Genomic DNA, 25,624 nt, shown 5'->3' on the forward strand with positions numbered 1-25,624 from the left:
TGTCTCGGGCTTCAGCCGCCGGCGAGGAGGTGGAGGGCGGCGGCCACCGTGTTGGCCATCGCGTCTCGGGCCGGTGCGATGTACTTGCGGGGGTCCACCAGGCCGGGCTGGTCGGCGAGTGTGGCTCGGACCGCGCCGGTGAAGGCTGTGTTCAGGGCCGTGCCGATGTTGATCTTGACCATGCCGGCGTGGACGGCCTTGGTCAGTTCGTCGTCCGGGACGCCTGAGGAGCCGTGCAGGACCAAGGGCACGGGCACAGCCTCGCGCAGGCGGGCGATCAGGTCGTGGTCGAGTGTTGCGGTGCGCGTCAGCATCGCGTGGGACGAGCCGACTGCCACGGCCAGCGCGTCGATGCCGGTCGCCGTTACGTAGGCTGCCGCCTCCGCCGGGTCTGTGCGCACACCCGGGGCGTGCGCGCCGTCCTTGCCGCCGACCTCGCCCAGTTCGCTCTCCACCCAGAGGCCCTGGGCGTGGCACCGTTCCGCGGCGGCACGGGTTGCGGCCACGTTCTCCTCGAAGGGTCGCTTCGACGCGTCGTACATCGCCGAGCCGAAACCGTTGCCTGCGGCCTGGTCCAGCAACTCGTCGTCCTCGACGTGGTCCAGGTGCAGGGCCACCGGCACGGCGGCCGCCTCGGCGACGCTCAGCGCGGCCGCGGCGATCGGGGCCAGCCGGCCGTGGTGGAACTTCACCGCGTTCTGGCTGATCTGCAGAATCACCGGAAGACCGGCCTGTTCGGCGCCGGTCACGATCGCCTCGGCGTGCTCGATCATGATCACGTTGAAGGCGCCCGCCGCGCCGCCGGCCGCACGCGCCCGCTCGATCAGCTCTCCGGTCGGGGTGAACATGGTTGCTCCTTGGTGTTTCTCAGCGAAGTGGTTCGGGGCGGCCGGGCCCGGTCAGGACGGCGACCTCGGTGGCCGCTCTCGGCCTTTGGTATGGGGTTCGGGTCGAAGGTGCCGGCCACCAGCGTGACAACGGTCGCCCCGGCTGGCGCCACCGCCTCCACGAGCTCGACCACGGCGTGTGGTCGCCCTGGCCGGCGCCACCGCCTCCACGAGTGACTCGACCACGGCGTGTGGTCGCCCCGGCCGGCGCCACCGCCCCCACGAGTAACTCGACCACGACGTGTGGTCGCGCAGGCCGCGCGCCAGCGCCGTCGGCGACCGCGCCGTGCGCCGTGACTCGATCGGGGCCACCACGATCATTCTGCGATCGAGTCAACTGATCGAACGCGCAGCTGTCAACAGCCGTTTGTGCGCGTATGGTGCTGTCCAGCGCTGAGAAGCGGCATTCGAGCATTTCACAGTGAGCGTTTAGGAGCGAGCGTGGACGTACTGGTCGTCGGTGACGCCAACCCGGATCTGATCCTGCGGGGGGACGTGCGGCCTCGATTCGGGCAGGCCGAGCAGCTGCTGACGGCGGCCGACCTGGTGCTCGGCGGGTCGGCGTCGATCACCGCCGCGGGGCTGGGGCGGCTCGGGGTGCGTACGGCGCTGCTCACCAAGATCGGGCGCGACGTCTTCGGTGACGTGACCCGGCGGGCCATCACCGGCCGCGGGGTCGAGCTGCGGGAGGTCGACCGCGACGACGACACCCCGACCGGGATCAGCGTGATCCTCTCCGAGGTGGCGGACAAGGCGATCCTGACCTTGCCGGGCACCATCCCGGTGCTGCGCCCCTCCGACATCACCGGCGAGCATCTGGCCGGCGTCCGGCATCTGCACGTGGCCAGCCTCTACCTGCAGCCCGCGCTGGCCGCGGGGCTCGCGGACGTCTTCGGGCGCGCTCGGGCCTCCGGGCTCACCACTTCGCTGGACACGAACTGGGATCCGACCGGGAAGTGGGAGTCGATCGGGGCGATTCTCGAGCACACCGACGTGTTCCTGCCGAACGCCAACGAGCTTCGGGCGGTGACGGGCTTGAGTGATCTGGACGAGGCGGCGCGGTCGCTCGGGGACACCACCGTGGTCATGAAGGACGGCGAGCACGGCGCTCGGGCGTGGTGGGACGGGCGTCGGGTGGCGACGCCCGGTCACGTCGTCGACGTGGTGGACACGACCGGTGCGGGGGACAGCTTCAACGCCGGGTTCCTGGCCGCGAGGCTGCAGGGTGAGACGGTCGAGTCGGCGTTGCGGTGGGCGGTGGCAGCCGGGTCGCTGAGCACCCGTGCGGCCGGAGGGACAGCCGCGCAGGCGACTCGCGAGGATGTGCTGGCACTGATCGGCGGCGCGTAGCCGGTCGAGTATTTTCAACCCAGGTCGAGGGTGGCCTGGAAATGGGTGCCGAGTTTGTCGTAGCGGGTTGCCATGCCGCGCCGGTGCTTGCGCCGGTTGAAGCCGCGTTCGACCTGGTTACGCGGCTGGTGGGCGGCCGGGTCGAACGCGCGCGGCCGGCCGCCGTTACAGCCTCCGTGTTTGCGGTTGGTGATCCGCGAGACGGAACCTAGCCCTTCAGGCCGGTGAACGTCATCGTGGCGATGAACTTCTTCTGGGCTATCAGGAACGCGATGATCAGCGGCATCGTCGCCAGGACGTTGCCGGCCATCAGCTGGGACCATTCGGTGCGGCGGGTGCCCTGGAAGCTGGCCAGGCCCACCTGGATCGTGAACTTGCTGTCGTCGCTGATCGCCACCAGCGGCCACAGCAGGTCGTTCCAGCTGGACAGCAACGTGAAGACGGCCAGGGTGGCCAGCGCGGGCCGGGCCAGGGGCAATACCACGCTGGTGAAGGTGCGCAGGGTGGAGGCGCCGTCCAGTCTGGCCGCCTCCTCGAGTTCCACCGGCAGCCCCAGGAAGAACTGCCGCATGAGGAAGATCCCGAAGGCGGACGCCAGCCACGGTACGAAGGCCGCGGCCAGGGAGTCGACGATGCCGGCCCGGGCGAACATCAGGTAGGTGGGGATCATCAGCAGCTGGATGGGGATCATCACGGTGGCCAGGATCAGCATGAACGCGAGGCCCCGGCCGGCGAACTTGAGGCGGGCGAAACCGTAGCCGGCGAGTGAGCAGAGGATCAGGTGGGAGACGACCGAGATGGCCGACACGAGCACCGTGTTCGCCAGCCAGCGCAGCACCGGCGTCTCGGTCAGCAGGGCCTTGTAGCCCTCCAGGTGCAGGCTGGTGGGCAGCAGCTGGGGCGGGAACTGGTTGATCTCCGCCGTGGACATGAAGCTGGTCAGGACCATCTGCACGAGCGGCAGCACGAAGATCAGTGCCATCGGCATCAGCAGCAGGTGCCACGGGCTGAAGGGGAGCCTGCGACGCATCAGAACGCCTCCGTACCGCGGCGGCGGCCGTACCAGATGACCAGCGCGGACAGGAGCAGGGTCACCGCGAAGAGCAGGTACGCGGCGGCCGCTCCGTACCCGAGTCTCTGGGTCTGGAAAGCCAGCTCGTAGATGTAGTAGACGACGGTCTGGGTGCTGTTGAGCGGCCCGCCGCGGGTGGTGGTGTAGATCAGGTCGAAGAGCTGCAGCGCCGTGATGGTCTGCCAGATCGCGGTGAACACCGTGACCGGCCGCAGCTCGGGCAGGGTGACGTGCAGGAAGATCCGCCAGGGTGAGGCGCCGTCGGTGCGCGCCGCCTCGATCAGTTCCTTGGGGATGTCCTGGAGCGCGGCCAGGTAGATGACCGCGGTGAAGCCGATCTCGCCCCACAGCGCGATGATGCAGATGATGTACATCGCCTGGCCGGGGCTTTCCAGGAACTGCTGCGCGGGGATGCCCAGGTTGCGGAGGATCTCGTTGGCCGCGCCGAACTGCGGGTTGAAGACGAAGCCGGCGAGGATGCCGGTGGCCGCGGCGGACGCGACGTACGGCACGAAGATGCAGGTGCGGTAGAAGCCGATCAGCCGGATCTTCTGGTTCAGCGCGATCGCCACGAGGATGCCGATGACGATCGAGGCGGGTACGAACAGCGCGGTCAGCAGCAGCGTGTGCTGGGCGGCCGCGGCCATGTCGGGGTCGCCGGCCAGCCGCTGGTAGTTCTGCCAGCCGACCTGGGTGGCCGGGGCGATGCCGTTCCATTTGGCCCGGGAGATGAAGAACGCCCAGACGGCGGGGAACAGTGACAGCCCGACGACGATCAGGGTGGCCGGCCCGGCGAACGCCCAGCCGGTGAGGTGGCGGGACAGCGCCCGGCGGCCCGACTGGGGCCGCCGGTGACCGGCCGGTGCCGCGGAGCGCGGCGTTGCGGCGAAGGTCAGCGCCATCTCATTCCTCCACTGCGTCGGCGGACTTCTTGGCCGCCGCGTCGAGCGCCTCCTTGGCGGTGGCCTTGCCCTGCAGCACCTGGGCGATGGCGTCGCCGACGTTGCGGGACAGCACCTCGTAACCGGCGACGGTGGGGCGGGCCTTCTTGGCGTTGGCCAGGTTGTCGAAGAACTTCTGCCCGCCCTTGTACTCCTCGGTGTACTTCTTGAAGGCGGGGGTGTCCTTCTCGGTGGTGCGCAACGGCAGGTTACCCACGGCGAGGTTCCACTTGGCGTCGGTTTCCGCGCTGGTCAGCCATTTGGCGAACTCGCGGGTGGCGCCGGCCCGGTTGGCGTCGGAGTGATCGAAGAGCACCCACAGGTCGGGGCCGGAGACGGTGGTGTGGTCGCCGTTGGTGCCGGGCAGCAGGGCCACGTCGTAGTCGAGCTTGGCCGTCTTGAGGTCGAGCAGCGACCACGGTCCGGAGATCATCATGCCGACCCGGCCGCTGTTGAAGAGGGGGCCGTACTTCTCGTCGGTCTGGTCGAGGTACATCGACTTGTCGTCGACCGCGATCTGCCGGAGCGTCTCCAGCGCCTTGACTCCGGCGTCGGAGTTGAAGGTCGGCTTGGTGCCGTCGAGGATCTCCCCGCCGTTCTGCCACAGCAGCGGCCACAGGTGCCAGGTGGTGTCCTCGCTGCCGGAGACGGAGTACGCGGTGCCGTACTGGTTCTTCGCCGGGTTGGTCAGCTTCTTCGCGGTCGCCCGGAAGTCCTCCCAGGTCCAGTCGTCCTTCGGGTACGGCAGGCCGGCCTCGTCGAACATCTTCTTGTTGTAGATGACGGCCAGGTTGTCCACCAGCGCCGGTACGCCGATCACCTTGCCCTTGGAGGTGGCCACCTCCCGTGCGGCCGGCGGCATGTCGTTCCAGCCGAACGACGGCTCCTGCACGTACGACGTGAGGTCCTGCGTCTTCCCGCTCGCGCCGAGGTCACCGGCCCAGTTGCCGAAGGCGTACGAGATGTCGGGGTAGCTTCCACCGGCGAAGCCGGCCGACAGCTTGGTGAGCAGGTCGTCCACGGTGGGCGCGCCGGGGGCCGCCTTGATGGTCACGTTCGGGTGGAGCTTCGTGTACTCGGTGGCCAGTCCCTCCGCCACCTTCTGCGCCTCACTGGTCTGCCCGGTCCACCAGGTGAGCTCCACCTTGGCGTTGGGGTCGTACCCCGCGGCGTCGTCCTTGCCGTCGTCGGTCGTTCCGCCCATGCAGGCGGACAGGAGAAGAAGGGTCGCGCTCAGTCCGCCCAGGATCAGGCGGCCGCGCCGGAGGGTGGTCGTCATCGGCTTAAACCTCTATTTCGTCAGGCCACGGCGTCCGTGAGGACGACCGACCGGGTCAGCAAACGGGGGCGGTCGGGATCGAGGCCGCGATGTGCGGCGAGAGCCAGCGCGAAGCGCTGGGCGAGGACGAGCTGGGCGAGAGGGTCGAGACGATCGCGGTACGCGGTGGCACCGGCCGATCGCGCTACCTCGTCGAGGCCGGCCGCGACACCGCCGAACGACCAGACGAGGCTGCTGTGCCCGGCGACCGCCACCGGTCCGTGCCGGAAGTCGCCCGCCGGGTACGACTCGGAGTAGGCCTGGGCGGCCTCCCGGACCTTGAGCGCGGCCTCGTGGGCCAGCCCGACGGTCCAGCCGGTGCCGAGGAAGACCAGGTGTTCGATGGTGGACGGGTCGGCGGGCAGCGGGGCGGCGAGCGCCTCCCGCCCGTCCGCGGCCAGCCCGGCGAGGTCCTCGCCGAACGCGGCCCGGGCGAGGGCCAGGACGGTGGTCGGGAATCGGGTCTGGACGACGCTGCTCTCGTCGGCGAAGTCGAGCAGCAGCCGGGTGTCGGTCAGGGCGTCGACGGGCATCCCGGCGACGGCGGTGATCGCCACCTTGTGGGCGTCCGCGGGGGCCACGCGGAGCGCGTCCAGCACCTCGGTGGAGGTGCCGGACCGGGTGACCGCGACGATCCGGTCGTAGCGGCGGCGCGGAACGTATTCGGAGGCGCAGACCGCGTCGGTCTCGCCGAGCCCGGCACTCTCCCGGAGCTCGGCGATGCTCTGCGCGACGAACCAGGAGGTGCCGCAGCCCAGGACGAGCATGCGTTCACCGGGTGCGGCGAGGGCCGCCGTGGCCTCCCCGGCCAGCCCGAGGGACTGCTCCCAGACCGCGGGCTGGCTGGCAATCTCCGAAGACGTGTAATTCATGTTCGAGGATTATGCTCGTTTGCGCTCGCTTAACAAGATCTCGCCAACAAACGAACATTCTGGGTTGCGCGTTAGATGCTGACCTGCAGCGACTCGGGCAGAAGTTCACGATGCGCCGCCACCAGCTCGTTGCACAAGTCCCAGATGGCGTCGACGCTGAGCGTCGCCGCGGTGTTCGGGTCGACCATCGCCGCCTGACGGATCTTGCGCGGATCGTTGTCCACGGCGGCGGCCACGGTCAGCTGCCCCACGGAGACGAAGCTGCGGTTCAGCGCGGCGCACTGCGGTGGCAGGGCGCCGACCCGCTCCGGGCGTACGCCCAGGTGGTCCACCACGCACGGCACCTCGACGGCGTACCCGCCGGGCAGGTTGCTGATCAGGTCGTGGTTGGCGACGTTGCCGTGGATCCGGCGCAGCTGCCCGGTGACCATGCTGTGGATGACCTGCGGCGCGTACTCGGTGGCGTCCCGGCTGACGTCCAGCGGCTCGCCGGCCAGCACGGACTTGCGGGTGGCGTGGTACTCGGCCACATTGCCGGCGCTGATCTTCAGGTAGTCGCCGACCGGGATGCGCAGCCGCTCGATCTCCGAGTCCAGGTGCAGGTACCAGGGCAGGTACTCGGACGAGTGCTCGCTGGTCTCGGTGGGGAAGTAGCCGAGCCTGCGGTACATGTCCATGCGTACCCGCCGCCGCAGCTCGGGCTCGCGTTCCAGCAGCTCGTCGAGCTTGGGGTAGAGCGACTCGCCGTTGTGCTCGAAGCGCAGCAGCCACGCCTGGTGGTTCACGCCGGCGCCGGTGTAGTCGATCTCCTCGAGCGGCACGCCCAGCAGGCCCGCCAGGTCGTGCACGGTCCAGAAGACCGAATGGCACAGGCCGACCGCCTTGAGGTTCGGCGCCGTCGCGGCCAGGTAGCCGATGTTCATGGCCATCGGGTTCGTGTAGTTGAGCAGCCAGGCGTCCGGGCAGATCTCCTGGATGTCCTTCGCGATGCCGGCCAGCACCGGGAACGTGCGCAGCGCGCGGAAGATGCCGCCGACCCCGAGTGTGTCCGCGATGGTCTGGCGCAGGCCGTACTTGGCCGGGATCTCGAAGTCCTTGACCGTGGCCGCGTGCATGCCCACCTGGATCGCGTTGATCACGAAGTCGGCGCCGTCCAGCGCCGCCCGCCGGTCCAGGCTCGTGGTGATCACCGGAGTGGCCCCGAGCTGCTCGGACGTGCGCTTGGCGATGGCCTCGGCGGTCTCCAGCCGCTCCGGGTCGATGTCGTGCAGCGCGAGGGTGACGCCGCGCAGTTCGTCGAAGGAAAGGATGTCGGCGAGCAGCTCGCGCGTGAACACCACGCTGCCGGCACCGAGGAAAGTGATCACAGTCATGGCCGGATTCTCGTGATGTTTGTTGCGAACGCGCAAGCACATCTGGCTTATCGCTTGGAAACGAACTAGCCTGACTGCGCGTTTGAGCAAAAGGAGTACACATGCCGCCCAGCACGTTGCGTCGCGCCGACCGGGTGTCCGCGATCCTGGAGCGCGTGGCCAACCACGGCTCGGTCGACGCCGGGCACCTGGCCGACGAGTTCCGGGTCTCTCCCGCCACGATCCGGCGAGACCTTCAGGTGCTCGAGGATCAAAGACTGCTCTCGCGTACGCACGGCGGCGCGGTCGCCGTGGACGTGGCGTACGAGCTGCCGGTCCGCTACCGCGTCGGTCAGCACCGCGAGGAGAAGGCGCTGGTCGCCCGTACCGTCGCGAAGATCCTGCCCAAGGGCCCGCTGACCCTGGGCCTGACCGGCGGAACGACCACCCACCTGCTGGCCCGCCTGCTCGCCGAGCGGGTCGATCTGACTGTGGTGACCAACGCGCTGAACATCGCCGCCGAGCTGGCCCTGCGCCCCCGGCTCAAGCTGATCATGACCGGCGGCGTGTCCCGCACCCAGAGCTACGAGCTGGTCGGCCCGATCGCCGACCAGGCGCTGGCCGGGCTGAACATGGCGGTCGCCGTGGTCGGCGTGGACGGCATCAGCGCTCGCGGCGGCCTGACCACGCACGACGAGATCGAGGCGAACACCAACGCCCAGATGATCCGCCGCGCCGACAAGGTCATCGTGGTCGCCGACGGGTCCAAGATCGGCCGCATCTGCCTGGCCGGCATCTGCGCGGTCACCGACGTGGCGGTCCTGGTCACCGACAGCAGTGCCGACGACGCGGGGGTCGAGGCGATCCGCCGGATGGGCACCGAGGTCGTGGTGGCGGCCTGAATCACCGGCGCCGGCTCCACGCGTGAACCCGGCGCCCGCCGGTGAGCGGGCCCCGTCCGTCGCGTCAGGTCGTGATCAGAAGGGGGGTGCGTCCTGGCCCATCATCGCGAGCACGGTGCCTCCCTTGCCGCTCTTGAGGCTCTGGATCACGACCTTCCCGGTACTGCCGTCGGGCAGTTCCAGGGTGAAGGTCTTGCCGACCGCGTTCTTGGGTCCGTTGCCGGCGCTGTTGGCGGGCCGGAAGTCGCCTGCCCAGGGCGGAAACCCACCCTTGCGGGCCGGTTCGGCGAAGAGTGCGGCGGTGCCGGGAGTCCTGGTGCCGTCCGACGAGAGGAGCACTGAGGCGCTGCGAAAGGTAGCCATATGCGCCTAGGTTATCGCGGACCGCGCTCATCCGCGCCATGACACCGTGTCGGTCAGGCCGCGAACAGTAGCGCGGCGCTGATCAGAACGACGACCGCGGTGGCGAGATGGACGCCGAAGGCGACGGCCCTGGTGCCGCCGTTCCGCAGGACGATCACCATGTCTCCCAGTGGCACCAGCGCGATCACGAGCATGAACCAGGCGCCCGCCTGTGCTCCGACGAAGGCGAGCAGGGCCAGGCCGATCAGGCCGCTGGTGAGGTCACGCAGGCCCTTCACCGACAGGTAGGCGTCGCCCTGGCCCGCCACGGCCGGTACGCCGTAGCCCGCCGCGGCTTTCTGTGGAGCCAGGAGGAACCGGGCGCCGATGAAGATGATGAAGAGGTCGAGCACGATGGCGAGCCCGTACGCGAGCGAAGTGAGCATGACGACTCGAAGCTAGCAGTGCTAGATAGTAAGCCGACGCTAGCATGCCATCGATACGTACGCTAGCGCTGCTAGGAAGTTCGCCGTGCCGACCGGAGCCGTCGGTCCCGGCCCGAGCCGGCCCGCACGCTACGGTCTGCCTATCGCCGCGACCGTTCTGACGACGTCCGCAGCGATCAATCCGATCCTGGACAGCACGAGGAGACACAGATGACCGACGCCACCAGCGACGCCGACCCGGCTGCTGACGCCGAAGAGGGATCCGAGGACGTGCCGCAGCCCTTCGAGAACCGGGCGGCGCGCCGGTCCAAGGGCAAGTCGACCCCTAACCACGCCGGAGGCACCGGCGGCCGTGTCGTCGGCCGGTCCGGCACCGTGCAGAGCCCCCGCCAGTACGGCAACCGTCGTAGCGGCTGATCGCCGGGGATGTCAGCGGCCGCGCCTGAGAAGGCGCGGCCCGGCTGATCAGAACGACACGACGACGCCGATCATCGGCGGACGGCGCAGCCGCAGCAGACGAGCGAACCAGTTACCCACCCGCGACATCACGTACCGGCGGGCCAGCAGCTCGCGGGCCGTCGCCGTCCCGTCGTCGTCCAGCAGGCGGGCCGTTCCGGTCACGCTCGGCGCGTCCGGCGCCACCGTCCCCCGCACGGAACACGGCGTCACGCTCACCTGCGGGTTGTTCCGGATCCGCTTGACCTTGCCCGAGCCCGCCTCGGTCACGATCCACAACTCGCCCTCGTGCGGCACGTGCCAGACGGGCGTGCGCACCGGTGCGCCGGTCTTGCGGTACGTCGTCAGACTGACGTGCCGGCTCTGGACGATCTCGTCAGCCAAGGTCATTCTTCCAGCCTAGCGAGCCGCGACTGCCGGATGGTCACGACCAGGAGTGCGAGAAGCGTTCCCCCGAACGCGATGATCCAGCCGCGGTCGTCGATGTATCCACTGTCGAGCTCGTCGGAGACGTAGAGGTAGCTGTAGAGGAAGACCGCCGTACCCCCGCCGATCCAGCCCAGGAGGAAGGCGCCGGCGAGTCGCCGCGGAGACGCGAACGCCGCGTACGCCGGAACCACGAACGCCAGGCCGCTCGCGCAGAACCAGGGAAGCTCACCCCACGCCTCGAACCCGAACTGCGAGAGAGCCGGGGCGAAGACGAGCAGCGCCGCGGTGCCGGCGAGACCGAGGAGAGTCACCAGCCAGGCGACCGGACCGGAGGGCCGAAGGCTGAACCGTACGTCCGCCGTCCGGACCAGCACGGCCACCGCGAAGCCGGCGGCGAGCAACAACAGCAGGTGGGCGGAGAACAGGAACCAGAATCCGACCTCCAGTCCGTCACTGACCGCCAGCTCGACGCCGAGGAAGCCGAGTCCCCACACCGACGCGGCCGTGGCGCCGGCCAGGGCTGCCGGGCCGTCCGGCCGCCGGAGGGTGCGTGCGCCGATGCCGGCGGCCAGAACGGCCAGGACAAGCGCGTACGCGAGGAAGGACGACAACATCGGGTCGTCGTGCCCGACCATCGGCTCGTCCCACTGGTAGTCGGTGACGAGGCCGGTGACCAGCAGCGCCGCGCTCAGGACGGCCGACCAGCCCGCGATCCGCAGCCGCCGATCGGCCGCGGGCGGAGCCGTGGCCACGTTCCGGGGCGCGGGCGCCGCCACCACCTCCGGGGCGGGTTCCGGCCGTGGGGCGTCGGCGTGCAGCGCCGCTGCCGCGGCGGAGGCCACCGACCGGCTGTCGTCGTCGGTCAGATGTTCCAGGGCCTGCCTGGCGGCGAGGGACCGCCCGGCGTGCCGGCCGCGCAACACCCCCCGGAGTTCCTGCACCGCGCCGAGCCGGACGCCCGCCAGCGGATGGTCGAGCGCCTCCTGCAACTCCGCCGGGAGCGCCGCGGGCCGGGCCACCGGGCGGCTGCGCCGGGCGATGTACAACTCGCCCTGTACGCCGAACGTCCACTTGCTCGGCGTCTGGTTCGGGGTCGTGGCCCGGACCTTGTCGTAGATGTAGTCGTACAGCTCGTCCAGGGCGATCAACCCGTCCTGGTCGCGGTCGGCGTCGCCGGTCGCCAGCCCCTCCACCAGCGCGCTGCTGAACACCGACGGCGCGGGTTCGTGAACGTCGGTGAGCTGGTCGTCGGTGAGCTGGTCGCCTTCGAAGGCGTACTCCATCGAGCTGGACGCGGTGATCACCGCGCGACCGCGACCGCCCAGCTGCTCGGCGATGTCCACGCCCCCGGCGGCCCGTGGCGTCAGGCCTCGCTCGAAGGCTCCCGCATAGCAGCAGTCCAGCAGCAGCACGACCCGCCGGGAACGGGTACGGCTCATCCGCCGGTTGACGAAGTCGGCGGCCACCGCGGTCGCCGCCAGCCGGCGCAACCGGCTGTCGGCCATGGCGAAGTACAGCTCCCCGCCCTCGCCTTTGACCCCGTGGCCGGAGAAATGCACCAGCAGCAGGTCGTCGGGGTCACGGTCGGCGAAGAACTCCTCGACCGCCAGATTGACCAGATGCGCCGGCTCGTTCAGCAGGACGCGCACGTCGAACCCGCCGATCCGCGGGTCGCGCAGCACCGCGGCCAAGGCCTCGGCGTCCCTGGCCGGAGCCCGCAGCCGGCGCAGACCCGGATCCTGATAGTCGTAGCTGGCGACGATGAGCGCGCTGCGCGAGCCGTCCGCCGCCAGGGGAGTGGCCGCGCCCGGTCCGGGAGGGCTGTGCCGGCTCAGCCACGTGCGGGTCGACCGCCGCTGCTCGTCGGAGGGCGCCCCGGTCAGTTCGAGGACATCGCCGTCGATCTCCAAGGTGACCGACCGCTGCCGCCGGCCGGCGAGCCACGCGGCCACCGCGCTGACGACGGCGGCGAGGACCGGGGACTCCGCGATGGTGACCAGGATGGCGCCGAGCGCTTCCAGATCGACTGCCCTGGTCCCCGCGGGCGACGGCCCGGCCGGCACGGGTCCGGCCGCGGTGACATCGAGATCCAGTATTTCCCGCCGCAGCCCGGCCGCCAGGGCCGCGACCTCGTCCGGCTCCGCCAGTTCGTCGTGAACCCGCACCGTGATCCGGGTCGTGGGCTCTGTCATCACCGGCCTCCCCATCGGAGTGCCAAGCCCCATCGGATTGCCAAGCGCAACGATGCACGCATTGATAAACATAGGGCCGCGCGTGATCGCCCGACAGGCCCGCCGCTGTCGGATCTCATCGCTCGGGCGGTGGTATGGTCGTCGCCAGGTCATGAGTGCCAGCGCGTAGCCCCGGCTTGCTGGCCGGCAACCCTTGCGTTCGCGATGGGGTGCCCCGGGTGAGGACCAGGCACGCGTCAAAAGGCGCGGGCAAGCGCGGACCCGCGGAGGCGTTTCCATGTCCCTCACCCTGCGATCCATCGAGCTCGCCGTCGTCGGCGACGACCTGACGGTTGAGCTCTCCAGCGGCCGCACGGTCCGCTTCGCCCACCTCGACTACGCCGCCTCCGCCCCGGCCGTGCGCGCTGCCGCCGACGCCGTCCGCGACCTGCTCCCGTTCTACGGCAGCGTGCACCGCGGCACCGGCCTCAGGTCACAGACCTCGACCTTGGAGTACGAGCGCGCCCGCGACACCGTGGCCGAGTTCGTCGGCGCCCGCCCCGGCGACCACGTGATCTTCACCCGCAACACCACCGACGCCCTGAACCTGCTGGCCCGATCCCTGCCCGCCGGCACCACGACGGTCGTCTTCGACGGCGAGCACCACGCCAACCTGCTGCCCTGGGCGTCCCCGCTGCGCCTGGCGTCCCCGGCCACCCCCGACGCGGCGGTCGAGGCGCTGGACGCCGCGCTCGCCGGCCTCGAGGGGCCCGTGCTGGTCGCGGTGACCGGGGCGAGCAACGTGACCGGCGAGATCTGGCCGATCCGCCGCCTCGCCGACGTGGCCCACCGGCACGGCGCCCGGATCGTCGTCGACGCCGCGCAACTCGCCCCGCACGTGCCCGTCGACCTGGCCGACCTGGGCGCCGACTACCTGGCGCTGTCCGGTCACAAGCTGTACGCCCCCTTCGGCGCCGGCGTGCTGGCCGGCCGCGGCGACTGGCTCGACGCCGCCGACCCGTACCTGCGCGGCGGCGGCGCGAGCGCGGCGGTCGGCGACAACCCGGCCGACGTCACCTGGACCACCGGCCCCGCCCGGCACGAGGGCGGCACCCCGAACCTGCTGGGCGCGGTCACTCTCGGCGCGGTCTGCGCGGCCCTGCTCCGTGCCGACCGGGCCGCCCTGCACGAGCACGAGCAGAGCCTGCTGGCCGCGCTGGGCGGCGGTGTGACCCTCTTCGGCGGCCTGGCGCCGCGGGTGGGGATCGCGTCCTTCGCCGTGCCCGAGCCGGCCGTGGTGGCCGAGCGGCTGGCCAAGGACTACGGCATCGGCGTACGGGCCGGGCAGTTCTGCGCCCACCCGCTGGTCCGCCGCCTGACCGGCGCCGGCGGCGACTGCGCGACCACGGGCCTGCTGCGCGCCAGCTTCGGCCTGGGCTCCACCACCGAGGACGTCGACCGGCTGGTCACCGCCCTGGACGAGCTGGGCCTGTCCGGCGTCTGACCGCCGGCGCGTCGATCCGGCCGGGAGGGACCTTTTCGCCAGGTGCCGTTGCTGTCCGGTCGAGATGTCGGGTTCAGCAGCTTCGCAGCAGGCGGTCCAGGACGCGGGTGCCGAAGGTCAGGGCGTCCACCGGCACCCGCTCGTCCACGCCGTGGAAGAGGGCGGCGAAGTCCAGGTCGGGTGGCAGGCGCAGGGGCGCGAAGCCGAAGTGGCGGATGCCGAGGCGGCGGAAGGATTTCGCGTCGGTGCCGGCCGGCATCATGTACGGCAGGAGCCGCGCGCCCGGGTCCTCGGCGGTGATCGCGGCCGCCATCGCGTCCGGCAGCGAACCGTCGAAGGTGGTCTCGACGGCCGGCATGGTGTCGATCTCGAGTTCGATGCCGGGGCCGAGCACGGCGGCGAGCTCGGCCGTGAACGCCTCCTCGCGGCCGGGCAGGATGCGTACGTCCACGGTGGCGTGCGCGGTCGAGGGCACCACGTTGGTCTTGTAGCCCGCCTGGAAGACGGTGACCGTCGCGGTGTCGCGCAGCGTCGCGCCGATCATCCGGGACAGCGGGCCGAGCCCGGCCAGCATCGCCTCCGGGTCGGCCGGGTCGAACGGGATGCCGGTCATCTCGGAGAGCCCGGTCAGCAGGTCGCGGACCGGGTCGGTGAGCACCAGCGGGAACCGGTGCTGGTCGAGGCGGGTGACCGCGGCCGCCAGCTTGGCCACGGCGTTGTCGGTGTGCAGCAGCGAGCCGTGCCCGGCCGTGCCGCGCGCCTTCAACCGCAGCCACATGGTGCCCTTCTCGGCGGTCTCCACGAGGTAGGCGCGGGCCTGGCCGACGGTGACCGAGAAGCCGCCGACCTCACTGATCGCCTCGGTTGCGCCCTCGAACAGGTCGGGGCGGTGATCGACCAGCCATCCGGCGCCGTTGAGGCCACCGGCTTCCTCGTCCGCCAGGTACGCGAAGATCAGGTCTCTCGGCGGCACCACGCCCTCGCGCCTGAAGCGGCGGGCCACCGCGAGCGTCTGTGCCAGCGTGCCTTTCATGTCGACGGCGCCGCGCCCCCACACGTAGCCGTCGCGGACCTCGCCGGAGAACGGGTGCACCGCCCAGTCGGACGCGTCGGCGGGCACGACGTCGAGGTGACCGTGGACCAGAAGGGCGCCGCGGGACGGGTCGGCGCCGGGCAGCCGGGCGATCACGTTGCCGCGGCCGGGCGCGCCCGACTCGACGTACGTCACGTCGTAGCCCACCTCGGTGAGCTTCTCCGCGACGTACTCGGCGGCGGGCCGTTCCGTCCCGGGCCCGCCGGCGTCCGCGGTGTTGGTGGTGTCGATGGCGATCAGCTCGCTGGCGAAGCCGACCACCTCGTCCTCAGCGTCTGCCATGCCGGCTCCTCGATTGGCGGTCAACGATCGGTCAGCGACCTGTCGTCATTCTGATCGGACACCGGCCGGTCGGGGTCGGACGACCAGGCCGACCAGGAGCCCGGGTACAGCGCCGCGTCGATGCCCGCGATCGCCAGCGTGGCGATCTCGTGGGCGGCCGTCACGCCGGAGCCGCAGTAGACGCCGACCGGCCCGGTCACCGCGGCGAAGCGGTCCCGCAGTTCCGCCTCGGTCCGGAAGCGGCCGTCGCGTAGGTTCTCCGCGGTGGGCGCGCTGACCGCGCCGGGGATGTGCCCGGCCCGTGGATCGATCGGCTCGACCTCGCCGCGGTACCGCTCGGCCGCCCGGGCGTCGAGCAGCGTGCCGGTGGCCGGCAGGGCGGCCGCCTCGTCGGCGGTCAGGGTCGGCAGGTGGCCGCCGTCCAGCACGATCGTGCTCTCCGGCCGGGGGCGGGCCTCGCCGGTGGCTTCCGCGTGCCCGGCGGCGCGCCAGGCGCCCAGGCCGCCGTCGAGGATGCGTACGCCGGTCACCCCGGCCCAGCGCAGCAGCCACCAGGCGCGGGCCGCCGCGAGGCCGCCGCTGTCGTCGTAGACCACGACGCCTCGCTCGCGGGTGACGCCCCACCGGCGGGCCGCGGCCTGTAACCGCTCGATCGACGGCAGCGGGTGGCGTCCCTCGGCGGGCGACGGTGGCGCGGCGAGCTCGGTGTCGAGGTCGACGTAGACGGCGCCGGGCAGGTGCCCGGCCCGGTAGTGCTCGGCGCCGTGCGGGTCGCCGAGCGCCCAGCGGACGTCCAGCAGCACCGGCGCGTCGGGCTGGGCGGACCTCCGGTACACGTCGGCGGCGTCGATGAGCACATCCGACCTGAGTCCGGGCAGCGTGGCCGCGAGGTCGGCGTCGCCCAGCGACTGGGGTGCGATGCCCGCCTCGAACGCCTGGTGCACGCGCGCCTGGATCGCCGCGTTGGCCGGTGTGTCGACGCCGTGCAGGCGGCCGAGCAGGACGATCTCGCCGTTCAGGTAGTCGGTCTCCGGGCCGGTGGCGCGGGCCAGGCTCTGCCACGTCGAGTTGCCGCCGCGGTCGCGCCCGGGGATGTCGGCGACCCGGAACCCGGCGGAGTCCCTGACGGCCGGCACGATCCCGGCGGCCGCGTACACCCGGCGGGCCTCCTCGCGGAGCAGTTCCAGCGCGGCCGTCCGCAGGTCGCTCGGCGCGTAGAGCGCGTCCAGGCCGTTGACCAGGTTGCCGATCAGCTTGGCGGCCTTGTGCGCGGTGATGTCGGGTACGACGTTGACGGTGAACGTGCCGCGGCGCAGCTCCTCGGCGATCCGCTCGGTCTCGGCGTCGGCGCCCGCGGGATGGCGCCCGAGCCACAGCACGGCCGGGACCGGATCGGCGTGGTTGGCGACCTCGCCCGGGGTGGTGAAGGTGGCCGGGATCCAGACCACCCCGCCGATCACCCGGGCGAACGAGCGCAGCACGGTCCGCTCGTTGTCCAGCCCGTTCTGCAGGGTCACCGCGGGCACGTCGGCGGAGGCGACGCCGGTGCCGCCGTCGGCGCGCTTGACCGGCTGCCACGCCCAGTCGCGTACCGCGGCGGCGGTGTCCGGCGTCTTGGTGGCCAGCAGCAGGACGTCGCCGTCGGTCAGCTCGACCTCGGCCGGGCCGCCGGCGACCGGGATGTGCAGCCGGTGCTCGCCGTCCGGGCGCAGGTAGCTCAGGCCGTGCTCGCGGAGCGCCGCGAGCTGGGCGCCGCGCGCCACGAGCAGCGTGTCCACGCCGGCCCGGTGCAGTTCGGCGGCGATCGAGGAGCCCACCGCACCGGCGCCGACGACGATGTACCGGCTCATCGGATGATCGCGGCGCCGTTGCGCAGCCGCTCCAGGAAGATGACGACCGTGGCGGCCACCGTGCGGTGGCTGAGGTCGTTGAGCACGTCGTGCTTTCCACCATTGATGACTGTCACGTCGCCAGGGTAGGCGGGCGCGGCCTGGTCGAGCGGGCTGATCGGGTCGTCAGCGCCGTGCAGGCCCAGTGTGGGGACGGTCACATCGCCTATCAGACCGACCAGCTCAGTAGGAATTAGGGCCGAGAACAGGGAAGACGTCAGCACCCCTCGGTGGGCCGGGCAGCCGGTGCGCGCGTCGAGCTCGGCATCCCAGGACAGCAGGTTGATCCCGGCCGGCGCGCGCTGCACCGGGAGGCCGGCCAGCACCAAGCCGTCCAGCCCGGGTGCGCCCCGGGCGGCCAGGGTGCGGGCGAAGAGGGCGCCGGTGTCCGAGCCGACCACCACGCGCGGCGCCGGTAAACCGTCGTCCACCAGCAGTTTCCCGGCCTCGGCGAAGCTCTCGGCCAGGTCGGCGGTGACGTCCGGCAGGATGCGCACGCGGTACCCGTCGGCCGCGATGCGCCTGCCGAACCGCTGGTAGGCGTCGGCGGTCTCGCCGCGCCCGGCGGCGACCAGCACGGTGCCGCGAGGGTTGATGCCCTCGGGTTCGTCAAAGGCGTTCATGCCGGTCAGCATGCGGGCGCGGACGTGCATCGGTCCAACGCCGATCCGGCATCGGATCGAGAAGCAAACGCGATCGGAACGATGGGAAATCATCGTTGGACGTTGCGTGAGTATCCCTATTGACTATGTAGGACTTGTAGGGAAGGAAGCGCCGCATGAACGCCTTCGATCCGACCATCCCCCCGACCGCCTCGCCCGAGGTCGAGTTCATCAGCCTCACGCACCTGAACCCGTCGACCGAGATCAACCCGGTCCCGGCGCGCGGCATCGACCTCGGCTACTTCCGGCGCTACGTGGAGGCCCTGGAGGAGGGCGGCTACGACTACACCCTGCTGCCGTACGGGTCGTCCAGCGCCGACTCGTTCGTCACCGCGGCCGCGGTCGGCACGCTGACCGAGCGGATCAAGCCGATCGTGGCGCTGCGGCCCAACACCACGTTCCCGACCGTCGGGGCGCAGAAGCTCGCCACCCTCGACCAACTGACCGAGGGCCGCGCGGTGGTCCACCTGATCTCCGGCGGCAGCGACGCCGAGCAGGCCCGCCAGGGCGACTACCTGCCCAAGGACCGGCGGTACGCGCGCACATCGGAGTACGTCGACATCCTGAGGAAGTCGTGGACCGAGCCGGCCGCGTTCAGCCACGAGGGCGAGTTCTACCGGTTCGACGGCTTCGGGCCCGGCTTCGCGCCGTACGGGAGCCCGATCCCGATCTCCATCGGCGGCCAGTCCGACGAGGCGTTCGCCGTGGGCGGCGCGAAGGCCGACATCTTCAGCTTCTGGGGTGAGCCACTGGCCGACCTGCGCACCGAGATCGACCGGGTGCAGGCGATCGCCCGGGCGGCCGGCCGCACCGACCTGCCCCGGATCTGGGTGACCTTCCGCCCGATCATCGCCCGGACCGACGAACTCGCCTGGGTGAAGGCGCACGAGTACGTCGCCAGGGTGGCGGCGACCTTCCGGAACGCGCGCTTCGACCGGCATGGCACGCCGCAGAACTCGGGCTCGCAGCGGGCGCTGGCCTTCGCCCAGGCGTCCGAGCTCTACGACCGGGCGCTGTGGACCAAGACCGCCGCGGTGACCAACGCCGCCGGGGCCTCGACCGCGCTGGTCGGGTCGCCCGAGACGGTCGCCGCCGCGATCCTCGACTACGTCGACCAGGGCGCTTCGCTGGTCTCCATCCGCGGGTACGACACGCTGACCGACGCCGTCGACTACGGCCGCTACATCCTCCCGCTGGTACGCGAGGAACTGGCGCACCGCAGGGCGACCGGGCAGCGCGGCAAGCTGCAGGCCGAGCACGTCGGCAACTACGGCGCCGAGTACCGCCAGTTCGCCACGGCCGGCCATGTCTCCTGATCACCCCGACCTCTCCGACGCCGCGCTCGCCGACGTCACCGCCCAGATCGCCGCGACCGCCGCCGAGTACGACCGGACCGGCGAGTTCCCGTGGAAGGGCGTCGAGGCGGCGCATCAGGCGGGCCTGCTCACGGCCACGGTCGGCAAGCGGTTCGGCGGGCCGGGCGCCGGCCCGCGGGACACGGCACGCATCCTGAGCGCGATCGGCGAGGGCGACGCGTCGGTCGGCCTGCTCGCCGCCAACCTGCTGAACACCCACGCCGCCCAGGCGGACCGCCCGACCTGGCCCGCGGCCTACTACGACGACCTGCTGCGCCGTTCGGAGTCCGGCCCGGCGCTGGCCAACGCGATCCGGGCGGAACCCGAGCTGGGTGCCCCGGCGCGCGGTGGTCTGCCCAAGACCACTGCTACGCGTACGCCGCAAGGATGGGTTCTCGACGGTCGCAAGGCGTACGCCACGGGCGGCGCCGGCCTGGCCTACCACGTCGTCTGGGTGCTGGCCGCCGAACCGGACGGCGACCCGGACCGCCCCCGCGTCGGCCATCTGATCGTGCCCGGCGACCTCCCCGGCATCACCTGGGTCGACACCTGGGACCACCTCGGCCTGCGCGCCTCCAACACGCACGACGTGATCTACGACGGCGTGCGGCTGCCCGCCGACGCGTTCGTCGAGATCCCGCGCGGCCCGGACGGCGTCTACCGCGACCCGGCCGCGGCCACCGGACCGGGCGGCTTCGGCCACCCCGCCCTCTACATCGGCGTCGCCCGCGCGGCCCGCGCGGCATTCGCCGAGTTCGCCCGCACCCGGGTGCCGGCGGCGCTGGGCAAGCCGATCGCCGAGACCGAACGCATCCAGGCCGCCGCCGGCGAGATCGACCTCCAAATCGCCCAGGCCGAGACGCTGCTGCACGGCGCGCTGCTGCGCCTGGAGGCCGGCGACCCCGGGTTCGGCCCGCAGCTGTCGGTCGTCAAGGTGGCCATCGCCCGCGCGGTGATCGCCGCCACCCAGACCGCGGTGGCGGTGCTCGGCAACCCCGGCCTGTCCCGGCACAACCCCCTCGAACGGCACCTGCGGGACGCGCTGTGCATCCGGGTGCACCCGCCGCAGGAGGACGCCGCCCTGATCGCCGCCGGCCGCCGGCTGCTCCAACCATTCTGAGAAGAGGACGACGTATGCGCACCATTCGCCGCCGCTCCCTGTTCGCGGTCGCCGTTTCCGGACTGCTGGCGCTGGCCGCCTGTGGCGGCGGTCAGCCGGGCGCCTCCGACGGCAGCGGGCCGCCGAAGTCCGGCGGGACCTTGAAGGTCTCGTTCTGGCCCGACAACCCCACCTTCTCCTGCATCGACCCGTTCCAGGTGTACTGGATCGAGAGCCGGTCGATCATCCGTAACTTCGCCGACTCGCTCACCGACCAGGACCCGGAGACCGGGAAGATCGTGCCGTGGCTGGCCGAGAGCTGGGAGATCAGCAAGGACGGCAGGACGTACACGTTCAAGCTCAAGGACGGCGTGACCTTCGCCAACGGCAAGAAGCTGGACGCGCGGGCGGTCGCCGACAACGCCGCCGGGTGGATCGCCACGGTCAAGGCGACCAACGGCGCGGCGTTCGGCTCGTCGTACGTGCAGGGCCTGACCGGGGCGAAGGTGGTCGACCCGCTGACCGTCGCGTTCCAGCTCAGCAAGCCCAACTCGTCGTTCCTGCAGGCGACCTCCACCACCAACCTGGCGATCACCGACCCGGCCGAGTTCCAGCTCGCCCCGGCCGACCGGTGCGCCGGCAAGGGTGTGGTCGGCTCCGGCCTGTTCGCCCTCGACCACTACACCGCCAAGGTGGAGACCGTCCTCACCAGGCGGGCCGGTTACTCCTGGGGCTCCGAGCTGTCCGAGAACCGCGGTGAGGCGCGGCTGGACAAGGTCGTCTTCGACTACGTCGCCGAGGACAGCGTGCGTACCGGGAATCTGGTCTCCGGCGCGACCGACATCGCCTGGCCGCGCAACCCGTTCAGCCCGCAGGACGAGCAGCTGATCACGAAGTCCGGCAGCACCGTCGAGAAGAGGCCGCTCCCCGGCGTCGCGTACACCCTCTTCTCGAACACCGACCCCGGACGGCCTCTCGCCGACCCGCAGGTGCGCAAGGCGCTCTCCAAGGCGATCGACCGCAAGACGTACGCGACCACGATCTTCGGGCCGGGCTACCCGGTCGTGCAGGGGCCGTTCGACTCGACCACCCCGTACTTCGAACCGCAGGCCGAGAAGCTGGCCTACGACCCGGCGGGCGCGCGTCAGCTGCTGGACGCGGCCGGCTGGACCCCCGGGGCGGGCGGCATCCGGTTCAAGAACGGCGCCGAGCTGAAGATCGACTACCCGGTCACCTCGGCCGTCCCCGGCGGCGAGCTGCTGCAGGCCCAGCTCAAGCAGGTCGGCATCAACCTGGTGCTGCGCCCGCTCACCCCGGCCCAGCAGGCCACCTACACCAAGACCGGCGACTACGACCTGACCTCGACCTACTTCACCCGGGCCGACCCGGGGGCGCTGCAGTTCATCCTCAACCCGGACGTCGCCAACTCGAAGGGACTGGCCAACCGCGCCGCGCCCGCCGCGACCGTGACCCAGGTCAAGGCCCTGTTCGCCAAGGCGATAGAGGCGAGCGAGCCGGCGCCGGCCTACGCCGAACTGCAGGACTTCCTGGTCGACCAGGGCGTCACCATCCCGCTCTTCGAACGGGTGCAGAAGGCCGGCATCGGCAAGAAGGTGCACGGCTTCGCGTTCACCTCGGAGAGCTTCCTCAAGCTCAACGACGTCTGGAAGGACTGAGCGGACCATGGCCCGCTACCTCGTGGGTCGCATCGGGCAGGCGGTCGTGGTCCTCTGGGCCGCCTTCACCCTCACCTTCGCGATCCTCTACCTGCTGCCCAGCGACCCGCTGGAACTGCAGCTGGCCGCCGCCGGCATCCAGCAGGACAGCCTGACGCCCGGCCAGCTCGCCGCGCTCAGGGCCCAGTTCGGGCTGGACCAGTCGATCCTGGCGCAGTACTGGGACCACCTGATCGGCGCGCTGCACGGCGACTTCGGCGTCTCGCTCAGCCAGGGCGTGCCGGTCACCGACCTGATCGGCCGGCGGATCGGTCCGACCCTGCTGCTCAGCGTGTCCGCCGCGGTGGTCGCGCTGATCGCCGGGTCGGTGCTGGCGTACGTCGCCACGTTCGTCCGGTGGAACCCGCTGCGGGTGTTCCTCACCCGGCTGCCCGCCCTCGGCGCGTCGTTCCCGCAGTTCTTCGTCGCGCTGTTCCTGATCCAGTTCTTCTCGTTCCAGCTGGGCTGGTTCCCGGCCACCGGCTCCGAGGGCGCCGCCTCGCTGGTGATGCCGGTGCTGACCATCGCGGTGCTCGCCTCGTCGGTGCTGGCGCAGGTGCTGATCAAGAGCTTCGACGAGACGCTGCGCCAGCCGTACGTGATGACCGCCCGGGCCAAGGGCCTGTCCCGCACGGCCGTGCACCTCAAGCACGCCTTCCGCAACGCCGCGCTGCCCGCCATGACCATCCTCGGCGTCATCGTCGGCCTGACCGTGACCAGCGCGATCGTCGTCGAGACCGTGTTCACCCGGGAGGGCGTCGGCAAGCTCGCCCAGGAATCGGTGCTCTCCCAGGACGTACCGGTGGTCCTGGCCGTGGTGACCATCGCGGCGGCCGTCTTCGTCGTCGTGAACCTGATCGTCGACCTGCTCTACCCGCTGCTCGACCCGCGGATCTCGCACACCCGGGAGGTGGTTGTCGTATGACGCTGGTCGCCGATGTCGCCGCACTCGACTCCGAAGACGTGCCGGCCGAGGAGCCCGCCGGACGGTACGCGAACCTGCGCCACCGGCTGATCCAGCTCGCCCGGCGGCCGCTCTTCCTCGCCGCGACCCTGTACGTGCTGTTCGTGGTGGCGTCCGCGTTCCGGCCCGGCCTGTTCACCTCGAAGGGCCCGTTCGACACGCATCCCGAGGCGGCTGCCCTGCCACCCGGCGCCGGTCACCTCTTCGGCACCGACATCCTCGGCCGCGACCTGTGGACCCGCGTGCTCCACGGCTCGCCGCTGACCATCAAGGCCACCCTGATCGCGCTCGGCATCGCCCTGGTCGCCGGGCTCGGCCTGGGCATCGTCTCCGGCTTCTTCGGCGGGTTCGTCGACGCCGTCCTGATGCGCGTCATCGACGTCCTGCTCGCCATCCCCGGCCTGCTGCTCGCGCTGTCCATCGTGACCGCGCTGGGCTACGGCACGGTGCCGGTCGCGGTGGCCGTCGGCGTCGCCATCGTGCCGGGCTTCGCCCGGACCACGAGAGCGGAGGTGCTGCGGGTCAGGACGCTGCCCTACGTCGAGGCGGCGAGGGCCGGCGGTGCTTCCTGGGTACGCGTGCTGCTGCGTCACATCCTGCCGAACTCGTGGGGACCGGTCGCCGTGCTCGCGGTGCTCGACGCCGGGGTGGCCATCATCGCCATCGCGTCGCTGAGCTTCCTCGGCTTCGGGGCGGCGCCACCGGCCGCCGAGTGGGGGACGCTGATCGCCGACGGCCGCAACTACCTCGTGACGTCCTGGTGGCTGAGCCTGCTGCCCGGCCTGTTCGTGGCACTGCTGGTGCTCAGCCTCAACCACATCTCCAAGACGCTGCAGGAGCTCACCCGATGACACCCAGTCCTTCCGGGGCCGCCTTTCCCGCCGCTCTTCCCGACGCCGCGGGATCCCGCCTCGTCCACCTCGCCGGCCTCGACGTCGGCTACCTCCGGCACCGCGCCGTACGCCCGGCGGTGATCGGTCTTGATCTGACCGTCGACGCCGGTGAGGTGGTCGCCATCGTCGGCGAGTCCGGCTCCGGCAAGACCACCACCGCGAACGCGATCATCGGCCTGCTCCCCGCCAACGGCCGGATCACCGCCGGATCGGCCACAGTGGACGGGATCGAGACGGCCGGAGCTTCGGAACGGCAGCTGCGCTCACTGCGGGGTTCGGTCGTCGGTTTCATCCCGCAGGATCCGATGGTCGGGCTCAACCCCACCAGGCGGGTCGGGGCGCAGATCGGCGAGGCGGTGCGGCTGCGGGGGATCGCCGGGCCCGCCGTGCGTACCGAAGTCCTGGAATTGCTCGACCAGGCCGGGGTGCCGGACCCTTCGCTGCGCGCACGGCAGTATCCGCACGAGCTCTCCGGCGGCCTGCGTCAGCGGGCGCTGATCGCGACCGCGCTGGCCGGGAGACCCAAGCTGATCATCGCCGACGAACCGACCAGCGCGCTCGACGTCACCGTGCAGAAACGCATCCTCGACCACCTCGGCGGGCTCGTCCGGGACCAGGGCATCGCGCTGCTGATCATCACCCACGACCTGGCCGTCGCCGCGGACCGGGCCGACCGCGTGATCGTCATGCAGCACGGCCGCAAGGTCGAGGAGGGCGCGCCGGGCGAGATCCTCACCGCGCCCCGCCGCCGCTACACCCGGCAGCTGATCAGCGCCGCGCCGCGCCTCGCCCACGGCGGCCGGATCGTGCCCCGGTTCGACGTCCGCGACCAGGCCACGCCCGAGCCGGTGCTGGTGCTGGAGGGCGTCGGCAAGACCTTCGGCCGGGGCTTCCGCGCGCTCGACGACGTGAGCGTCACCGTACCGCGCGGGCGCACGCACGCGCTGGTCGGCGAATCCGGCTGCGGCAAGACCACCACGCTGCGCATCGCCCTCGGGCTGGAGAACCCGACCAGCGGCTCGGTACGCCTCGGCGGCACCGACATCGCCGGCCTCTCCTGGCGCCGCATGCGCCCGCTGCGCCGGACCGTCCAGCTGGTGCACCAGGACCCGTTCGCGACGCTCGACCCGAAGTTCACCATCGGCCAGTCGATCACCGAGCCGCTGGTGTCCTTCCGGATCGGCGACCGCCGCAGCCGTGCCGCCCGGGCCCGTGAGCTGCTCGACCAGGTGGGGTTGCCGCCGGCGTACCTGGACCGGCTGCCCACCGAGCTCTCCGGCGGGCAGCGTCAGCGGGTGGCGATCGCCCGCGCCCTGGCCCTGCGCCCCGATCTGCTGTTGCTCGACGAGCCCGTGTCCGCCCTGGACGTGCTCGTTCAGGAACAGATCCTCCAGCTGCTCGCCGACCTGCAGTCGGCGCTCGGGTTGTCCTACCTGTTCGTGTCGCACGACCTGGCCGTGGTCGCCGAGGTCGCGCACACCGTCTCGGTGATGAGCGAGGGCCGGGTCGTCGAATCCGGGCCGGTCGCCCAGGTCTTCACGTCGCCGCGGACCGCCTGCACGCGCGAGCTCATCGACGCGATCCCCGGCCGGAAGGCCCCCGCCACCGATGCCGCCTGACACCCGCCGTG

General features: G+C 71.4%; 23 protein-coding genes, 1 pseudogene and 1 riboswitch. Of the genes and pseudogenes, 10 read left to right on the forward strand and 14 right to left on the reverse strand.

Annotated elements, in window-relative coordinates; genetic code table 11:
* Positions 1–11: 11 nt before the first annotated feature.
* Complete coding sequence (locus tag QSK31_RS28455; protein WP_285687501.1) at positions 12–848, reverse strand: class II fructose-bisphosphate aldolase; 837 nt, start codon at positions 846–848, stop codon at positions 12–14.
* A 480-nt stretch (positions 849–1,328) separates the two neighbouring features.
* Here QSK31_RS28455 and QSK31_RS28460 point away from each other — a divergent pair, with 480 nt between their 5' ends.
* Complete coding sequence (locus tag QSK31_RS28460) at positions 1,329–2,237, forward strand: carbohydrate kinase family protein (protein WP_285687503.1); 909 nt, start codon at positions 1,329–1,331, stop codon at positions 2,235–2,237.
* 208 nt (positions 2,238–2,445) lie between these two features.
* On the opposite strand, the gene QSK31_RS28470 is transcribed toward QSK31_RS28460, so the two are convergent.
* From QSK31_RS28470 to QSK31_RS28490, 5 genes are all read right to left on the reverse strand, one after another.
* A complete protein-coding gene (locus tag QSK31_RS28470; RefSeq protein ID WP_285687505.1) occupies positions 2,446–3,267 on the reverse strand; it encodes a carbohydrate ABC transporter permease in 822 nt (273 codons plus the stop codon).
* A complete protein-coding gene (locus tag QSK31_RS28475; RefSeq protein ID WP_285687507.1) occupies positions 3,267–4,211 on the reverse strand; it encodes a carbohydrate ABC transporter permease in 945 nt (314 codons plus the stop codon). The genes QSK31_RS28470 and QSK31_RS28475 overlap by 1 nt, the downstream gene beginning before the upstream one ends.
* 1 nt (position 4,212) lies before the next feature.
* Positions 4,213–5,529, reverse strand: a complete 1,317-nt coding sequence (locus tag QSK31_RS28480) for an ABC transporter substrate-binding protein (RefSeq protein WP_285687509.1) — start codon at positions 5,527–5,529, stop codon at positions 4,213–4,215.
* Positions 5,530–5,549: 20 nt separating this feature from the next.
* Complete coding sequence (locus QSK31_RS28485) at positions 5,550–6,440, reverse strand: SIS domain-containing protein (protein ID WP_285687510.1); 891 nt, start codon at positions 6,438–6,440, stop codon at positions 5,550–5,552.
* A gap of 71 nt (positions 6,441–6,511) precedes the next feature.
* Positions 6,512–7,813: an alpha-glucosidase/alpha-galactosidase gene (locus QSK31_RS28490; protein ID WP_285687511.1), complete on the reverse strand. Its 1,302-nt coding sequence runs from the start codon at positions 7,811–7,813 to the stop codon at positions 6,512–6,514.
* A gap of 101 nt (positions 7,814–7,914) precedes the next feature.
* Between QSK31_RS28490 and QSK31_RS28495 the strand changes: the two genes are divergently transcribed.
* Complete coding sequence (locus QSK31_RS28495; RefSeq protein WP_285687512.1) at positions 7,915–8,694, forward strand: DeoR/GlpR family DNA-binding transcription regulator; 780 nt, start codon at positions 7,915–7,917, stop codon at positions 8,692–8,694.
* 75 nt (positions 8,695–8,769) lie between these two features.
* Here QSK31_RS28495 and QSK31_RS28500 read toward each other — a convergent pair whose 3' ends face one another.
* Both QSK31_RS28500 and QSK31_RS28505 read right to left on the reverse strand, forming a co-directional pair.
* Positions 8,770–9,057 (reverse strand): hypothetical protein, encoded by a 288-nt coding sequence (locus tag QSK31_RS28500; RefSeq protein ID WP_285687513.1) that lies wholly within the window; start codon positions 9,055–9,057, stop codon positions 8,770–8,772.
* A gap of 53 nt (positions 9,058–9,110) precedes the next feature.
* Positions 9,111–9,482 (reverse strand): DUF4267 domain-containing protein, encoded by a 372-nt coding sequence (locus QSK31_RS28505; protein ID WP_285687514.1) that lies wholly within the window; start codon positions 9,480–9,482, stop codon positions 9,111–9,113.
* Positions 9,483–9,692: 210 nt separating this feature from the next.
* Between QSK31_RS28505 and QSK31_RS28510 the strand changes: the two genes are divergently transcribed.
* Positions 9,693–9,899, forward strand: a complete 207-nt coding sequence (locus tag QSK31_RS28510; protein ID WP_285687515.1) for a hypothetical protein — start codon at positions 9,693–9,695, stop codon at positions 9,897–9,899.
* 48 nt (positions 9,900–9,947) lie between these two features.
* Here QSK31_RS28510 and QSK31_RS28515 read toward each other — a convergent pair whose 3' ends face one another.
* Both QSK31_RS28515 and QSK31_RS28520 read right to left on the reverse strand, forming a co-directional pair.
* A complete protein-coding gene (locus QSK31_RS28515) occupies positions 9,948–10,328 on the reverse strand; it encodes a PPOX class F420-dependent oxidoreductase (protein ID WP_285687516.1) in 381 nt (126 codons plus the stop codon).
* The gene (locus tag QSK31_RS28520; RefSeq protein ID WP_285687517.1) at positions 10,325–12,559 is read right to left on the reverse strand and encodes a caspase, EACC1-associated type; all 2,235 of its coding nucleotides are present in this window, start codon (positions 12,557–12,559) and stop codon (positions 10,325–10,327) included. The genes QSK31_RS28515 and QSK31_RS28520 overlap by 4 nt, the downstream gene beginning before the upstream one ends.
* A 147-nt stretch (positions 12,560–12,706) precedes the next feature.
* Positions 12,707–12,821: riboswitch (SAM riboswitch) on the forward strand.
* A 15-nt stretch (positions 12,822–12,836) separates the two neighbouring features.
* Between QSK31_RS28520 and QSK31_RS28525 the strand changes: the two genes are divergently transcribed.
* On the forward strand, positions 12,837–14,042 hold the full coding sequence (locus QSK31_RS28525) for an aminotransferase class V-fold PLP-dependent enzyme (protein ID WP_285687519.1): 1,206 nt from the start codon (positions 12,837–12,839) through the stop codon (positions 14,040–14,042).
* 73 nt (positions 14,043–14,115) lie between these two features.
* Here QSK31_RS28525 and QSK31_RS28530 read toward each other — a convergent pair whose 3' ends face one another.
* The 4 genes and pseudogenes from QSK31_RS28530 to QSK31_RS28540 all read right to left on the reverse strand — a co-directional run bounded on the left by QSK31_RS28530 (position 14,116) and on the right by QSK31_RS28540 (position 17,929).
* Positions 14,116–15,417: a M20/M25/M40 family metallo-hydrolase gene (locus tag QSK31_RS28530; RefSeq protein WP_285687520.1), complete on the reverse strand. Its 1,302-nt coding sequence runs from the start codon at positions 15,415–15,417 to the stop codon at positions 14,116–14,118.
* Between the two features lie 20 nt (positions 15,418–15,437).
* A complete protein-coding gene (locus QSK31_RS49260; protein ID WP_502873025.1) occupies positions 15,438–16,295 on the reverse strand; it encodes a sulfurtransferase in 858 nt (285 codons plus the stop codon).
* A 69-nt stretch (positions 16,296–16,364) separates the two neighbouring features.
* A pseudogene (locus QSK31_RS49265) lies at positions 16,365–17,267 on the reverse strand (ketopantoate reductase family protein); the annotation flags it as partial.
* Positions 17,264–17,929, reverse strand: a complete 666-nt coding sequence (locus tag QSK31_RS28540; RefSeq protein ID WP_285687522.1) for an alpha/beta hydrolase — start codon at positions 17,927–17,929, stop codon at positions 17,264–17,266. The gene QSK31_RS28540 and the pseudogene QSK31_RS49265, both read right to left, overlap by 4 nt.
* Positions 17,930–18,084: 155 nt before the next feature.
* Between QSK31_RS28540 and QSK31_RS28545 the strand changes: the two genes are divergently transcribed.
* From QSK31_RS28545 to QSK31_RS28570, 6 genes are read left to right on the forward strand one after another with little or no spacing between them, the layout of a single operon-like run.
* Positions 18,085–19,284, forward strand: coding sequence for an LLM class flavin-dependent oxidoreductase (locus tag QSK31_RS28545; RefSeq protein ID WP_285687523.1), 1,200 nt, complete (start codon positions 18,085–18,087; stop codon positions 19,282–19,284).
* Positions 19,274–20,443, forward strand: coding sequence for an acyl-CoA dehydrogenase family protein (locus QSK31_RS28550; protein WP_285687524.1), 1,170 nt, complete (start codon positions 19,274–19,276; stop codon positions 20,441–20,443). The genes QSK31_RS28545 and QSK31_RS28550 overlap by 11 nt, the downstream gene beginning before the upstream one ends.
* Positions 20,444–20,457: 14 nt before the next feature.
* Complete coding sequence (locus QSK31_RS28555; RefSeq protein ID WP_285687525.1) at positions 20,458–22,098, forward strand: ABC transporter substrate-binding protein; 1,641 nt, start codon at positions 20,458–20,460, stop codon at positions 22,096–22,098.
* Between the two features lie 7 nt (positions 22,099–22,105).
* The gene (locus tag QSK31_RS28560; protein ID WP_285687526.1) at positions 22,106–23,062 is read left to right on the forward strand and encodes an ABC transporter permease; all 957 of its coding nucleotides are present in this window, start codon (positions 22,106–22,108) and stop codon (positions 23,060–23,062) included.
* The gene (locus QSK31_RS28565) at positions 23,059–23,952 is read left to right on the forward strand and encodes an ABC transporter permease (RefSeq protein WP_285687527.1); all 894 of its coding nucleotides are present in this window, start codon (positions 23,059–23,061) and stop codon (positions 23,950–23,952) included. Before QSK31_RS28560 ends, QSK31_RS28565 begins: the two co-directional genes overlap by 4 nt.
* On the forward strand, positions 23,949–25,613 hold the full coding sequence (locus tag QSK31_RS28570) for a dipeptide ABC transporter ATP-binding protein (protein ID WP_285687528.1): 1,665 nt from the start codon (positions 23,949–23,951) through the stop codon (positions 25,611–25,613). Before QSK31_RS28565 ends, QSK31_RS28570 begins: the two co-directional genes overlap by 4 nt.
* The last annotated feature ends 11 nt before the right edge of the window (positions 25,614–25,624 follow it).

The sequence above is a fragment of the Actinoplanes sp. NBRC 103695 genome (assembly GCF_030269485.1).
In the GTDB taxonomy this organism is placed as follows: Bacteria; Actinomycetota; Actinomycetes; order Mycobacteriales; family Micromonosporaceae; genus Actinoplanes.